The sequence below is a fragment of the Bifidobacterium criceti genome (genome assembly GCF_002286935.1).
Classification (GTDB): domain Bacteria; phylum Actinomycetota; class Actinomycetes; order Actinomycetales; family Bifidobacteriaceae; genus Bifidobacterium; species Bifidobacterium criceti.
Genome location: NZ_MVOH01000007.1, coordinates 94,123 through 108,329 on the forward strand (window position 1 = coordinate 94,123; position 14,207 = coordinate 108,329).

Annotated in this window: 11 protein-coding genes; 6 read left to right on the plus strand and 5 right to left on the minus strand. The window is 64.1% G+C overall.

The features are described from left to right. The first annotated feature begins 145 nt into the window (after positions 1-145). The 3 genes from B1526_RS03915 to B1526_RS03925 all read left to right on the plus strand — a co-directional run bounded on the left by B1526_RS03915 (position 146) and on the right by B1526_RS03925 (position 3,081). Positions 146-1,453 carry a DUF4854 domain-containing protein gene (locus tag B1526_RS03915; protein ID WP_133088444.1) on the plus strand — a complete coding sequence of 436 codons (1,308 nt, stop codon included), beginning with the start codon at positions 146-148 and terminating at the stop codon, positions 1,451-1,453. 161 nt (positions 1,454-1,614) lie between these two features. Continuing rightward, positions 1,615-1,962, plus strand: a complete 348-nt coding sequence (locus B1526_RS03920) for a DUF4190 domain-containing protein (RefSeq protein WP_095614792.1) — start codon at positions 1,615-1,617, stop codon at positions 1,960-1,962. A 24-nt stretch (positions 1,963-1,986) separates the two neighbouring features. Further along, a complete protein-coding gene (locus B1526_RS03925; RefSeq protein ID WP_133088446.1) occupies positions 1,987-3,081 on the plus strand; it encodes a CPBP family intramembrane glutamic endopeptidase in 1,095 nt (364 codons plus the stop codon). Positions 3,082-3,147: 66 nt separating this feature from the next. On the opposite strand, the gene B1526_RS03930 is transcribed toward B1526_RS03925, so the two are convergent. The 5 genes from B1526_RS03930 to B1526_RS03950 all read right to left on the minus strand — a co-directional run bounded on the left by B1526_RS03930 (position 3,148) and on the right by B1526_RS03950 (position 8,533). Next, entirely contained in the window at positions 3,148-3,963 is an 816-nt protein-coding gene (locus B1526_RS03930) for a mechanosensitive ion channel family protein (RefSeq protein ID WP_095614794.1), read from the minus strand. Between the two features lie 150 nt (positions 3,964-4,113). After that, positions 4,114-4,797: a TetR/AcrR family transcriptional regulator gene (locus B1526_RS03935; RefSeq protein ID WP_095614795.1), complete on the minus strand. Its 684-nt coding sequence runs from the start codon at positions 4,795-4,797 to the stop codon at positions 4,114-4,116. 338 nt (positions 4,798-5,135) lie between these two features. Next, a complete protein-coding gene (locus B1526_RS03940; RefSeq protein WP_095614852.1) occupies positions 5,136-6,329 on the minus strand; it encodes a DUF2974 domain-containing protein in 1,194 nt (397 codons plus the stop codon). 139 nt (positions 6,330-6,468) lie between these two features. Next, complete coding sequence (locus B1526_RS03945; protein WP_095614796.1) at positions 6,469-7,659, minus strand: pyridoxal phosphate-dependent aminotransferase; 1,191 nt, start codon at positions 7,657-7,659, stop codon at positions 6,469-6,471. Positions 7,660-7,735: 76 nt separating this feature from the next. Beyond that, on the minus strand, positions 7,736-8,533 hold the full coding sequence (locus B1526_RS03950; RefSeq protein ID WP_095614797.1) for a putative ABC transporter permease: 798 nt from the start codon (positions 8,531-8,533) through the stop codon (positions 7,736-7,738). Between the two features lie 295 nt (positions 8,534-8,828). Here B1526_RS03950 and B1526_RS03955 point away from each other — a divergent pair, with 295 nt between their 5' ends. The 3 genes from B1526_RS03955 (at position 8,829) to B1526_RS03965 (ending at position 14,176) form a co-directional block, all read left to right on the plus strand. Beyond that, positions 8,829-10,346 carry a hypothetical protein gene (locus tag B1526_RS03955; protein ID WP_095614798.1) on the plus strand — a complete coding sequence of 506 codons (1,518 nt, stop codon included), beginning with the start codon at positions 8,829-8,831 and terminating at the stop codon, positions 10,344-10,346. Beyond that, on the plus strand, positions 10,240-11,454 hold the full coding sequence (locus tag B1526_RS03960; RefSeq protein ID WP_133088448.1) for a hypothetical protein: 1,215 nt from the start codon (positions 10,240-10,242) through the stop codon (positions 11,452-11,454). The genes B1526_RS03955 and B1526_RS03960 overlap by 107 nt, the downstream gene beginning before the upstream one ends. 85 nt (positions 11,455-11,539) lie before the next feature. Beyond that, on the plus strand, positions 11,540-14,176 hold the full coding sequence (locus B1526_RS03965; RefSeq protein WP_133088451.1) for a tetratricopeptide repeat protein: 2,637 nt from the start codon (positions 11,540-11,542) through the stop codon (positions 14,174-14,176). Positions 14,177-14,207: the final 31 nt, after the last annotated feature.

Consider the following 14,207-nt stretch of genomic DNA (forward strand, 5'->3'; position numbering starts at 1 on the left):
TTACGGGAACGTGCATGGTGCGGCCATCGCCGACGCCCACGACGTCGCGGAGCGGACGGTGCATGGCGCATCGTCGTCCGATGATGTCCGAGCGAACACGCGGGCGAAGTTCGTCCGAACCAATGATGAAAGAGAAGACAGCAACATGAGCAATCCGAACTCGCCGTATGGTTCCGCTGGCGAACCGCAAAGCAATCCGCAGTATCCGAACTATCCGGGATACGAGGACACGCGGTCGACGGAACAAGGGCAGACGCAGGCGTACGGCAATCCCGATTACTCCGCCTACGACGAAACGCAGGCGTATCCGGGTACGCCGCAACCGATGAACGAGACGCAGCCGATGCCGACGTACGGTGACGCCTACAACGCGCAACCGATGCAGCCGTCGCAGCCGATGGGCGAAACGCAGCCGATGCCGCCGACGAACGCAACGCAGCCGATGCCGACGTATGGCGAACCGTATGGTGGTGCACCGCAGTACAACGCACAGCCGCGCACGACTGAATACGACGGCGCCGCACAGGCGCAGCCGACGCAGGCGTTCGACTTCGGACAGATGCAGGGCAACGCCGCACCGCAGGCCGCCCCGGCTCCACAGGGCAACGGCGGCGGTTATGGCTTCGAGCAGAACAACTACGGTGGCAACGGGTACGACCCGAACGCCACGAACGGCAACGGGTATGCGCCAGCGAACACCTACGGCGGCAACGGGCAGATGCCCCCGCAGATCCCGCCGGACGGCAACGCGCCGTTCAACGGCCAGCAGCCGCCGAAGAACAACAAGACGCCGATCATCATCGTGAGCGTCGTCGCCGCGCTGCTGCTCATCGCATGCATCGTGTTCGCGGTCATCGCGCTCAACAAGAACGATGACAACAAGGGCGGCAACGAATCGCCGAGCGCGACGCACAGCCAGACGTCGTCGCCGAAGTCGACGGACGATCCGACCGACGACCCCTTCGGTGACCTGGACGATCCGGACGACGACCCGACCGATGATCCGACGGACGATCCGTTCGGCACCGGCGGCGGCCTCGACAACGCCGACATCGACCAGGCGCTGCGCGACGGCAAGACGCTCGAGCAGGCCTTCAGCAATCCGGAAGTCAAGAAGGCAATCGAACAGGCAATCGAGGGCTCATCGGGCGATACCGAGGGCATGACGATGGACGTGAGCGCGAAAGGCAACACACTCATCTACAAGGTCCGGTTCACCGATTCCGAATACGACGCCTACGAAAGCCTCTATTCGTCGATGATGGACGGCATCCTGTGCTCCCCGATGAGCGAATTCGTGAAGCAACTCGAGGACGAATACAGCCTCAAGGACGCGAAAGTCGAGTTCATCCTCGAAACCTCGAAGGGGAAGACGATTATGGACAAGACCTACGATTCTCAGTCGCAGTGCGACGTGTCGATGGACGATTACGATTCGCTCCTCAACGACTGATCGTATCGAGGACTGGTCGTACCGACGATTGATTGTTCCGATGAACGCCGCGTGCGGAGCGTGGCGTTCTCGTCTACTGTAGAGGAAGCGACGTCCCGCGCGACCGCGCGGGACCAGGAAGGACCAGGAAGGACGCGCAGGCGCGCGGGAAACGAGGAACCATGAGCCAATACAATCCGTATGCGAACGGCGGACAGCCGATGCAGCAGCCGCAGTACCCGGACCAACAGTATCCGAACTACGCGCAGCCGCAGTACTACAACGCGCAGTCGTCGAAGTGGAACGCGATGGCGATCGCGGGATTCGTCTGCTCGTTCTTCTTCTCCCTCATCGGACTCATCTTGAGCATCATCGGCTATACGCAGACGAAGAAATCCGGTGAACGCGGCGGCGATTTCGCGCTCGCGGGCATCATCATTTCCGCCGTGAGCATCGCGTTGACGATCCTCGTCTGCATCCTCGTGTTCGTGTTGTTCGGTTCGGTCATGACCGCGCTGCTGCGTATGTGAGGTCGAGCGCGAACGATGACGAACATGACGCCGAACAACCACGTGCCGCAACAGCCGCCGGTGCCGCCGCAGACGCCGCCGATGCCGGTGTCCACGCCGCCGCCCGCGCAACCGCGGATGTACTATGCGATGTCGCCGACGCCGATGCCGCAGCCGCAGATCGACGAACGTGTCGCGAAGGCGAAGCGCGCGGCGTCGTCGATCGGTGCGGGGTTCTCGTTCATCGTCGTGCTGTGGGTCGCGATCACGTTGCTGCTGCAGTCGGCGTTCATGTGGATGAAAAGCAGCATGGCCGGGTGGATGGCGATCACGATATCCGATTTCGCGTTGTGCGTATGCGCGATTCCGATCGGATACCAACTGTTCCGCAACACACCGCTGTTGCGGACGCGGCGTTTCCGTCTGCGCTTCTCGCAGTGGTTCGTGTTCCTGCTCATGTGCCTGCCGATCATGTGGGGCGGCAACATCCTCGGCATCGTATTGTCGGCGTTGTTGTCGAACGGGACCGCGGACAACAGGATCGCGACGATGATGACCGGGTCGAACTGGTTCGTCATCGTCATCGCGACCGTCATCGTCGCACCCCTCGTCGAGGAATGGTTGTTCCGCAAACAAATCATCGGACGGCTGCGCAGGTACGGGGAGCGACCGGCGATTGTGCTTTCGGCGCTTTTCTTCGGACTCTTCCACCTCAACCTCTACCAGTTCTTCTACGCGTTCGGCCTCGGTCTGCTGTTCGGCTACGTCTATACGCGCACAAGCCAATTGCGGTACACGGTCGCGCTGCATATGGCGATCAACGGCGGCAGTGCGGTCATCGCGACGCCACTGCTCGCGAAATACGAACGCATCATCACGAAACCCGATATCCTCACGCATCCGCAGACCGCGGACGTCGTCGTCATCGTATGTCTCGCGTGCTATCTTGTGCTCATGCTCGCGGGACTCATCGCGGGCTTCGTATTGCTCATCCGCAGACGCCAACGGTTCCGTTGCTACACCGCGCCCGACGAACTGCCGCGCCAGGCGGTCATGCCGACGTTCTACGGCAACGCCGGCGTCATCGTGTTCCTGTGCCTTGGCGTCCTCGGGACGTTGTTCATGACCTTCGTCAATTAAGCGCGCAATACTCCGCATTCCGGTACGCTCACGTGTGCGTAAGCGTACCGCAGTGCGGAATGGGACTTATGCGCGGGGGTGCGCGGAGTTCGCGGCGTCTTTCGCGGCGACCGAACCGGACGCGGCGAGGTCGGTGAACATCGACGACGAGCTCACGTCGCGCGCGATCGCGTCCGTGACCGTCGACAATGCGACGCCGGGCTTCGCGTAGACGATGATGTTGCCCGTCGTACCAGCGGGGGAGAAGCCGGTGAAGCGGATGACGGGTTTCGGGTCGTCGGATATGAGGTCGTGTGCCGATTCGTTGATTTTGCCGAGCAGTTCCTTCGTCAACGCGTCCATATCGACGCCGGGTTTCGCTGTGAACGGGATCGTCACTTGCGCTTCGTTCGATGGGAGGTACTTTTCGAGCGCCGTCGTGTTGAGCACCGAATTCGGAATCATCAATGTGTTGCCGTTGCGCTCGCGTACGATCGTCTGTCGCCATGTGACGTCGGTGACCGTCCCCGTCACACCCGATATCGATACGACGTCGCCCGGTTGGAGCACGTGCGAGAACATGAGTTGGAATCCGCCGATCGTGTTCGCGATCGAGTCCTTGAGACCAAGCGAGACGGCGAAACCGCCTATGCCGAGCGCTGTGAACACGGTCACCGGGTTGATGCCGAAAACAGGGCGCAGGATGAGCGTGACCGCGAGTGTCCAGATGAGGATGCGCGCGAGGTTGACGAAGATCGACGCGTTCGGGATCTGCGCGCGGCGCAGCACTTTGTTGAGCAGCCGCGAGGTGACGCGCGTCGCGATGACGGCGACGACGGTCACGACGACGACGAGGATGATTTTGCCGGAGTTCGCTTTGAGCCAGTCCAACACGATGTCCATGATGCTCCCGGAAGTGAGGTTGTGCGCCGCCGGCCGACGGCACCGCTATGATACCGGCACGAGGGGAACCGCACCAGTACCGCCTGATGACATGACGGGCGGGGCCGGTGGATTCCCCACCGGCCCCGCCCGGGAAAGCCGAACCGCCGTTCAGCGGTACCGTTCGTTCGTCACGGCTGCGTAGGCTGGCACATGGTTGCCGATGCGGTTGTAGCCGAGCACCATGCGGCGCCAGTATGGCATCGGGTCCTCGCCGGACATCGTCAGGAACAGGCCCATCGACAGGATCGCGATGTCGCTGTCGAGCAGGTCGTCGACGGTGATGCGGTTGCGCATATGGGGCCAGTTGTAGAGCGCCGCGAGCACACCGCCGATGCAGAAGTCGACGAGCATCTCCGATTTCGGATCAAGCGTCGCCGTGTCACGGTCGATGATCGTCAGCAACGTCATGCGCAGGAAGTCACGCAATGATTCGGTGAGCTCATGTGTGCTGTGGAATCCGACGAGGAGCGACAGGCGGTTGAGGTGCTGGATCTGGTCGGGGTCGTTGAGCAGGCGGACGCAGAAGTGCCGCCATTCGACGTTCGGGTCGCCTTCCGCGCGCGAATAGATCGGCATCGGCAGCTTCTCCACTTCGTGGAGGACCGCGGAATCCGCGAGCTCTGGGAGCCCGGAGAAGTGATAATAGAAGGAATTACGGTTCACCTCAGCCACGCGAACGATATCGGTCACCGTGATCTTGTCGTAATCACCTTCCTCGAGCAGCGTCCAGAATGCATTCTCGAGACGGTCTTTCGCCGGGAGAATCTCTGAATCACGACGAGGCCTTGGCATGCGTTCCGCTCCTTCGAGATCTTGTCGATCATTGGTCGTCCCGCGCATATGCGCACCGTTCGGACGATATGGACACCATCCGGACGTATGCCGTGTGCGTGGGCGGTTGCGCGGGTGTGGCCCACGCGTTTTGTTGTGCTGGTTCCCAAGTCTATAGGCACAAGGCGGACGCGTAGTGAAACAATGGCTGCTGGCGAAACGCCGGATGGTCCGACTGTCCGTCCGCATGTGTAGCCAAGGCGTCCGCGTTGTGCACCGACAGCCATATCGTATATCGATATGCGCGGTGGAACCGATCGAACAAGCCAACGTGCGGTTCGTGCGCACGGGTGCGTCGATCAATGACGGAACGTCGCCGTCGCGAGCATCCACAGCGCCTGGTTGATGTATTTGCGTTCCTCACCTGTCAGCCCGACGTATTGCCCGAGCATGCCGGGGATGACGCGCGGACCCGCGTTCATGAGCTCGGTCGTGCTCTTGTATCCGCTCGATGTGAGCACGCGGAACAGCGCGTCGACGCCGTGTTCGCGCTGGCGTTGCGTCATGCCGGAAAGCCATGTGTTGAGCGCGTCGTTGAATGCCTTTGAACTTGCGGACAACCCATCCTCGGCGATCTCGAAACCGTCGCCGTGCATGAGCCAGCTGAAGCACGAATGCTGCGCGAGGCCGTCCGCGTCGGATTTGACGACGACAAGCCGCTCGCGTGGCGATTCGTTGAGCAGCATCCCGATGATCGACGAATCGGGAACGATTTTCGTGACGCGGTCGACGACCGTGCCGTATTCATAACTGCGTACGACGTCGGGAGGGAATCCGGGGCCGTCGAACGAGTAGATGTGGCTTATGCGGTCCTTCACGTCGTCGCGCGCGTTCATCGCCGCATAGACGCCGATGTTGCCGCCTTTCGAATGCCCGGTGAGGATGATGTCCCCGTCCCACAGCGCGGCGACGCGCTCAAGGTAGTCGGCGGCCTGCTTTTGCGCCGGCACCGGGTATTGGTAGGCCATGTTGAAATCCTCCTTCCAACCGACGAGCGAATCGTCGGTGCCACGGAAGGCGATGACGAGGGCACCGGTCGGCAGGCGGAATGTGAGCGCCGCGAACTGCGTCTGCGCGCGTTCGTCGAAGCGTTCCTCGGCGGCCGAGACGTGCACGATCGAGAAACGCGGATTGACGGCCGTCGACCGGTAGAACTCGTGTGATTCGTGCGGGTCGCCGAAGCCCGCGTGCCGTGCGATGTACGGATGCGTCGTCTCATAGGCGCCAAGCTCATGCTCGATCTGCCGCAGCGCAGGGCCTTCGAACGGCGGCTTGACGAGCGCGCGCACCGAATGGGAGAGCCGCCGCCAGTCGAACGCGCGCAACCGTTTCGTGAAACTGCCGTAGCGCTGCCGCAACCCCGCGAGCGTCGGTACGTCGGACGGGATCTTGTCATAGCTGAGCAGCGCGAACACGAGCGCGTCGGCGACGTGGAACGGGAACTCGGAGAAATCCCTCGTTTCCGTGCGCGCGTAGTCGAGAATGTTTCCCATGCCGGCCTCCCAGAACGTCCGTGGCGCAACGGGCGCCGCCGTGTTCCCATTGTAGGGACGCACGCGTCGCCGCCATGTGCGGATACGCCATGTGCAGATACACCATGCGCAGACAGCGGCGGGCGGAAGACGGCGCGCGTCAGCCGCCGTAGACCTCGGTCACGAACTCACGCAGCCGCTCGACGCCACGGCGCACCTGGTCGGTCTCGAGACAATACGAGATGCGCAGATAGCCGGGCATGCCGAACGAATCGGACGGCACCATGTACAGGTCGTAGTCCATCGCCTTGCGCGCGAACGCGTTCGCGTCCTCCTCAAGCGCCTTCGGGAAGATGTAGAACGTGCCGCCCGGGCGTTCCACAGTGAACCCGAGGTCGACGAGCGCGTCGTAGATGATGTTCATGTTCGTCTCGTAGATCGACAGGTCGCTTGTGTCGTCAAGGACGCGCGCGACCGCGAGCTGGATCGTCGACGACGGGCAGTTGTGTCCTATCGTGCGGCTTATCTGCGCGAACATCGGCACGAGCAGGTCGGCGTCCGTCGCGCGCGGGTTGACGGCGACGTAGCCGATGCGCTCACCGGGGAGCGAAAGCGACTTCGAGAATGAATAGCATGTGAGCGTGTTGTCGTAGAACTTCGCTGGATACGGCTGCGTCGCGCCATCGAAGACGATTTCACGGTACGGTTCGTCGGAGATGAGGAAGATGTCGTGGCCGTATTCGCGTTGCTTCGCGCGCAGCATATCGGCGAGCGCCGTGAGCGTCTCCTCCGAATACACCGTTCCCGACGGATTGTTCGGCGTATTGATGAGGACGGCGGCCGTGTTCGCGTCGAGCGTGCGTTCGAGCGCGTCGAAATCGATCTGGAAATGTGCGGTGTCCGGCGGCACGATCTTCAGATGCGCGCCCGTGCCTTCGACATACGGTTGGTATTCGGGGAAGTACGGCGCGAATGTGACAATGTCGTCGCCCGGCTTCGTCACCGCGCGGAACGCGTGCGCGAGCGCCGCCGTCGCACCGGCCGTCGGGAAGAGGTGCGCGGCCTTGTAGTCCATGCCGAAGCGGCGGTTGAGCGAGTCCGCCATCGCCTGGCGCACCGAGAGGATGCCCATCGACGGGCTGTAGCCGTGCAGCACGTGCGGCGGCTCGGTCGAGTACAGGTCGAGCACCGCGTCGGTGAACTGCGATGGGCAGGGGACGTTCGGATTGCCGATCGAGAAGTCGAAGACGTTGTCGGCGCCGATTTCGCGTTTGCGTGCGCTTGCGCGTTCGCTTATCGAACGGATGACGGATTTCTCATTGAGCATGTCCTTGAAACGGTCGTTGATCATGGGTTCCTCCGGAGTCGAACGTCAGGGTTGTGCCCCAAGCGTACGCCGCGCGTATGTCGCGCGCGTTGCGCTTGGCTCAGTCGTTGTTCGTGCGGCGCGCATGGTATTTCGCGAACTGTGCGCGGATCTCGTGGAGCACATGCGGGTCGTGCGCGGTGCGCATGTGCGGGTATGCGTCGATGAGGCGGCGCTGCTGGAGGTTGAAGGTGTCGTGCACGTGCTTCGAGAATGCTTCGTTGAGATGCGTTTCGGCTGCTTCGATATGCGCGTCGGCTGCCGTGATGTCGACGTCGAGGCGCGCGATGCCGCGCTGTTTGAGGTGTTTGATGTCCGCTTCGACGTGGCCGAGGCGGCTTGACATGCTGATGAGGCCCGCGAGGGTCACGGCGACGTCGGCGAGGAGGATGACGAGGAGGACCGCGGAGACGACCGTGATGACGAGTGGGGGCACGGCGTCGAGCATCGCGATGACGTGCGGTTGCACCCACAGTTTGACGACGGTGCAGCCGAGGCCGAAGAAGATGAACCCGTTGAGGTAGACGCGGCCGTTGATGTTGAATGGCTTGTTCGAATAGTCCCACAGCCGCATATGGAACAGTTGTTCGATGCCCCACGAGGTGAAGTATTCGAGCGTGCATGAGAGCACGCCGCTGCTGAGGAACACGGCGAGGAACGTGTGCTCGCCCGGCAGCGCGTAGATCGCGAGCATCGCGCCGAAACCGTAGATCGGGCACAATGGGCCGTTGAGGATGCCGCGGTCGACGAAGCGTTTCTTCATGACGATGTTGAGGCAGGTCTCCCACAGCCAGCCGACGAAGCTGTACAGCAGGAACCACAGGAATGTCTTTTCGATGGCGAGGAGCGTAGGCGTCATGCGTACCACGGTACCCTACGCACGCTTTGCGCGGCGAGCGGACGGCGTCGGTGTGCGTAGGTGTGCAGGTTGTGCGGCATATGCGCATCGTGCGATGTGCACCGTGCTCGGTACACAGTGTGATGCAAACGTGCTCACGTGCTGGGATGGGGGTGAACGCGGCGGCGAAGTCCGCTAGACTGTCGAAACCATGGAAAGGCGGCCACTACGGTGGCGTGGACTGAGAGCCGCGATTGCGGCCGGTCGATCATGCGCGGGCGATGATGTCCGGTGATAGGGAAGGAGCACACGAACAGTGTTCGGATTATTCGGCAGGAAGAACGACAAAGCGAAACGGGACGACGCGGACGCCGTCCCACAGGTACCCCCGCCGCCGGCGGGAGGCGTGGCGCCGCCCGCGCCGACACCGGTGCACACGGATAGCCGCGTCAGGCTCCTCGCACCGATTCCCGGGCAACCGGAGGGCATGCGTGTCGGCATCGTCGACGCGCTTGAACAGCCCGAGGGCGGTCAGGGGTACATCGTTGAATTGACGGCGGCCGGACAGATGGAGATCCTCGCATGGATCGCCGGTGACGACGCCGTGCACCCGACCGGGACGGTCCTGAGCGAGGAGCCCTCACCCCAGGACGTCGTCCTCAAACTCGACCCGTGGAACGACGGCAATCCGCGCATCGGCGCCATCTTCCTGTGGGACACGGTATACGGCGGCTTCAAGGGCGGTGATCCCGACATCCCGATCTGCATCGGCGAATACACGGTCGACGCGGACGGCAGCGTATACATCGCGTTGTGCTCGTTCGACGTCGGCGTCTACGGGTCCTCGTCACACCGGCGCGCCGACGCGATCGCCGCATGCTGGCTCGCCGCGTGCCGCCTGCCCGCATTGCGCGGCGAACGCATCACGACGAGCTCGGGACGCTTCTCCGACTTCTTCGAGGAGATCGAGAAGATGCCGCTGCCGGATGCGATCGACATGGTCATCCACCGTGGGACGTCGACGGCCGGGAGGGTCACGCCCGTCGAACGCGCGCTCGCGCGCCAACTCGTCGAGATCGGCGCGCCGCAGATCAGGCAGATCGCGGCGAACACCGAATTGGGCATGCACCGCCTCGACACGACCGGGCAGTTCTGGATCACGTTCGACGCGAATGACGTCCAGGGATTGCAGCGCGACCTCGTCATCGCCGTCGAAGGTGCGTTCAACCGCGCCGTCGAGGCGCGCGCCGTCGCCTGCACCCTTGACAACGACCTTGGGCTGCTCTCGACGCTCGACGAGCTGCAGGCGGGATCCGCGTTCCGCCGCGCATTTGTGCGCTGGGGTGAGCACACGCGCTTCGTGCGCGGTCGCATCGATGGGCGCAATCCGTACATGGAGCTCTACGACGCGCATGCGCGGCGCGGCGGCGCATGGGAGTCGCTCACGCGCTTCGGCAACGTCGCGGAGGCGTTGCGCCTGCCGCTGCGCCTTGAATACGGCGTCGACGTCGACAACGCGTCCGGTGTGATGGCGATCGGGTTCAACGCGCCGACGGCGATGAGCTTCCCGGCGTCGCGCATCGGCGACGACGGCACGTGGATCGACATACGCGACATGCGCGGCGCGCAGGCCGCGTCCTATGCGCTGCGCCTCGCAGGATTGCTCGCCTACGTCGGGTTCACGTCGAGCATCGCGACGACGTCGGTCACGATCACCGCGCGCGGGCATGCTCACCGGGACCCCCGTGCTTTCGCTCAGGTTCGACCGCATGGCGTTCTTCGGCGATGTGCTGCCGCATTACCTCAACGACGACATCAACGACGAGCGTTATGACGGCGATCCGGCCGCGCTCCTCGCGATGTTCAGGCCCGCCGCATCGGTCGTCGAATTCGGCGAGGACCGTGGTCTCAAAGGCATCACACCGCTGCCGTTGCCGCCGGCGATCGCCGCGCACCGCGTGCCGCTGTGGAAGGACACGCGCGCGCTGCCCGACGAACTCAAGGTGCGGCTGCGCGCCGACCGCGCGTGCGACCTCGATGTGCTCCACGACACGTCACCGATCTCGATCGCCGACGTCGACAAGATCATCGAAAGCAACGAGGAATCGCCGATGTCCGCCGTGATCGAACTCGAATCGGTCATCATGGAACTGTCGAAACCGCTCCCCGAGGAGACACCGACGCTCAAGCCGCTCTACTGCAACAACCAAGCCGAACGCGAACTCGTCGCGCTCACCGACGATGACGACCCGGCGGCACATGCCGACGGCGTGCCGGGCACCGACCCGGCGGCCATCCGCTACTTCCCGGTGCCGGACGCGATGTTCCGCGCTTTGACCGCCCTGTTGCGCATCAATGTCGAGAACGGGCATGTCAAGGAGGCCGAGGAGCTCGCCGCACGCATCCACCATTACAGCAAGCTCTTCATCCCCGCGTATGTGACCGAATCGGCGCTCTATGTGGACACGGAGACGCCGGACTGGCAGCAGGACGCGGATGTGCTCATCAAGGCGCTGCCGTACGCGGTCGACGTGAACGACATCGCGATGCTCTACTACCGCCTCGCCTATGCGATGCGCAACCTCGGCAAGGCCGACGTGTCCGCCGCATGCTATGCGATGACGCTCACGATGCCGGTGCGCTGGCTGCGCGAGCCCGCGATCGAGGAACTCGGCGAAGTGCTCGAAGGCGACATGAGCCGTGCACCCGCGATCGAGGATACGAAGCGGTTGCTGCGCGCGAACGGCATCCCCGTCGTGCCGTCGCATGCGCTCATGCATACACTCGCGCAGAACACGATCGACCTCGTCGACGCCGGGTTCCCGCTCGCCGCGGGCGCCGGCACACGGCTGTGCGCGAGCGTCGACCATGACGACACACTCAACTGGCTTGGCAGCACGCTCCTCTACGGCACGTACAGCGAAGACGAGATCTCGGAGTGACGAAGGAACATCAAACGGCAACATTGAGTGACGAAGGAACACCACAAGCCGATCGATGACGATGAACGATGACAAGGAAGATGCAATGACACAGATGAACGGCATGCCGCCCGCGAGCGGCTTCACCGTCCCCCCGATCCCTGCGGTGCCGCCACCAGCCGGGGCGACGCCGATCGCCACACCACCGGCGCCCGTCGCGCCTCCCGCCGTGGCGCCCGCGGCGCCGGTGACGGGACCGGTCTACGAACTCCCGGGCCGCGGCGGCATGATCACGCTCGAAGCGCTGCCCGGACAGCCGGCCGGCGAGACGTACGCGGTGACGGCCGCGTTGCCGCAGCCCGACCATGGCCTCGGCTACGTCGTCGCGCCGGCCGCGGGTGGCGTGCACGTGCTCGCGTGGATCCGCGACGACATGAAGGTGTTCGCGACGGACCACGTCCTTGACGACGATGCGGCGCGCGACCTCGACGGCCGCGCCGACGTCTTCTTCAACGCATGGGATGAGGACAGCGACGATGAGACCGGCTCGATGCGCGTGCGCAGCGTCTTCGCGCCCGAACGCGGCGTGAGCTTCGGCGAATACGAACGGCACGGTGACAACGTGCAGGTTCTTGCGGGCGCGCTCGACTTCGGCCCCTATACGCGCGGGTCGCATGCGCTGCCGGTCCTGCTCGCGGCGAGCTGGCTGCTCACATGCCGTTTCCCGCGCCTCGCGGGACGTACGCCCGGGGCGGGGCTCGGACGCATATTCGACGAGTTCCGGACCGTGACGGACGCGCCGGTCGCCGACGCGATCGACGCGATCGTATGGAAAGGCGCCGTGCATGCGGACGAGGCCGCGCCGATCGACCGTTTCGCCGCGCGTGAGCTCATCGAGGCGGGCGCGGCCGCGCTGCGCCCCGTGAGCGCTCGCGAACCGTTGCACTACATCATCGTCGGCGGCACGAACCTGTTCTGGGCCGTGTTCAACGGTGCGATGGCGACCGAGGACCGCCACGTCGTGCTCGCCGTCGAATCGGCCCTGAACCGTTTCGCCGCGGTGCAGCGCGCCGCGGACGCGAAGGACAACGACAACGGTTTCGTCACGTCGCTGAGCGAAGCCGAATGCTACGAAGCGGTGCGCAGGCGCGACCATATCTGGTCACAGCACATGGCGCACATCCTCGACTACACGGACGTCAACAACCGCTTCGCGCGCATCAACGACGCACAGGCGGCGGCCGGCGGCATCTGGGACACGTTGACGCGCTTCATCACGATCGGCGAATCGCTCGTCCTGCCGCACCGCCTCGAATACCGCGCGGACGTCAACACCGCGACCGGAGAGATGGCGGTCATCTTCTCCGCCCCCGACGAAACACAGTTCCAGTCGAGCGATTGGCGCGACGGGCACCTCGTCGACGTGCGCGCGATGCGCGCCGCACACGCGGCGGCGTATGCGCTCGAACTCGCGGGACTCTTCGCGCAGATGGCGTTCACGGCGGGGCCGCACGTCACCTCGGTGACCGTGACCGGCTACCGTGGATCGCTCTACAAAACCGAGGATCCGGTCCTTTCACTCGCGTTCGACCGCGCGACGTTCACCGCGCAAGTGCTGCCGCTCTACACCAACGGCGCATTCGACGACCCCACACTCGACGACGACCCCGCGCGCGTCATGCCGATGCTGCGTCCCACATCGTTCGCGCTCAGCTTCAACGCGCGCCGCGGCCTCGACGTCATCACACCACTGCCGGTGCCGCAATCGCTCCTCGCGAACCGTACGCCGCTGTGGGCGGACAAGCGTCCGCTGCCGCCGGAACTCGGCGCGCTGCTGCGCGCCGACACGGCGAGCGACCTCGACATCCTGCACGATACGGGATCAATCAAGGGATCGGAGATCCTCGACCTGCGGCGTGACAGCGAAACGGACACGCCCGTCGGCACCTCGATCGAACTCGAATCCATCATCATGCAGATCGAGATGAACGAACAGGCACCCGCGAACGAAAAGCCGCTCTATTGCGAGAACCCGACGCAGCGGCTCCTCGTCTCACTCGTTGACGACGGACCGCACAACCGCTATTGGAAGGCACCCGACGCGCTCTACAACGCGCGCGTCGGCCTCACCCACATCTACCGCGACGACGGCGACTATGCGGCCGCGACCGCGCAGGCGCAGGCGATGGAGCGGATGGCGCCGACGTGTGCGTCCGCGTATTGCGAGGAAGCGGTCGTGCACGCGGACAACGACGATTACGCGGCGGCCGCGCGCGTGCTCAAGTTCGCGTTGACGATCGCCGTCGTGCGCGACGACGTCGATTTCCTCTATTACAGGCTCGCGTATGCACTGTGGCAGACGGGCGACCGCGAATCGGCGGCCGCATGCTATGCGCTGCGCACGGTGAAGAGCGCATCGTACGAACCGTCCGCGCGGCGTGAGGTGGCGGAACTGTGCGCCGAACTCGGATGGGACGGACTGCCCGACCGTGAGAAGGCCGAAGCGCGGCTGCGCGAGATCGGTGTGCCGATCGCGCCGCAGGCACGTGCGATCGACGTGCTCGCGACGTCCGCGATGCAACTCGTCGACATGGGCTTCCCGTGCGCGGCGGACGCGGCCGTCGACATCCTCGCGAACTCAATCGAAGGCGACGTGCTGCGGTTCCTGCGGCAGTGCCTGCGCTACGGCGTGCTCAACGCGGACGACGTGCTCAAAGCCGAACGCGGCGAGGACGCGGCGTAAACGACGCCGCTTGTCTCGCAGTGCGGTACGC

Coding starts and splice junctions, on each gene's coding strand:
- B1526_RS03915 (WP_133088444.1), top strand. CDS start 146: ATGAGCAATCCGAACTCGCCGTATGGTTCCGCTGGCGAACCGCAAAGC.
- B1526_RS03920 (WP_095614792.1), top strand. CDS start 1,615: ATGAGCCAATACAATCCGTATGCGAACGGCGGACAGCCGATGCAGCAG.
- B1526_RS03925 (WP_133088446.1), top strand. CDS start 1,987: ATGACGCCGAACAACCACGTGCCGCAACAGCCGCCGGTGCCGCCGCAG.
- B1526_RS03930 (WP_095614794.1), bottom strand. CDS start 3,963: ATGGACATCGTGTTGGACTGGCTCAAAGCGAACTCCGGCAAAATCATC.
- B1526_RS03935 (WP_095614795.1), bottom strand. CDS start 4,797: ATGCCAAGGCCTCGTCGTGATTCAGAGATTCTCCCGGCGAAAGACCGT.
- B1526_RS03940 (WP_095614852.1), bottom strand. CDS start 6,329: ATGGGAAACATTCTCGACTACGCGCGCACGGAAACGAGGGATTTCTCC.
- B1526_RS03945 (WP_095614796.1), bottom strand. CDS start 7,659: ATGATCAACGACCGTTTCAAGGACATGCTCAATGAGAAATCCGTCATC.
- B1526_RS03950 (WP_095614797.1), bottom strand. CDS start 8,533: ATGACGCCTACGCTCCTCGCCATCGAAAAGACATTCCTGTGGTTCCTG.
- B1526_RS03960 (WP_133088448.1), top strand. CDS start 10,240: ATGCTCACCGGGACCCCCGTGCTTTCGCTCAGGTTCGACCGCATGGCG.
- B1526_RS03965 (WP_133088451.1), top strand. CDS start 11,540: ATGACACAGATGAACGGCATGCCGCCCGCGAGCGGCTTCACCGTCCCC.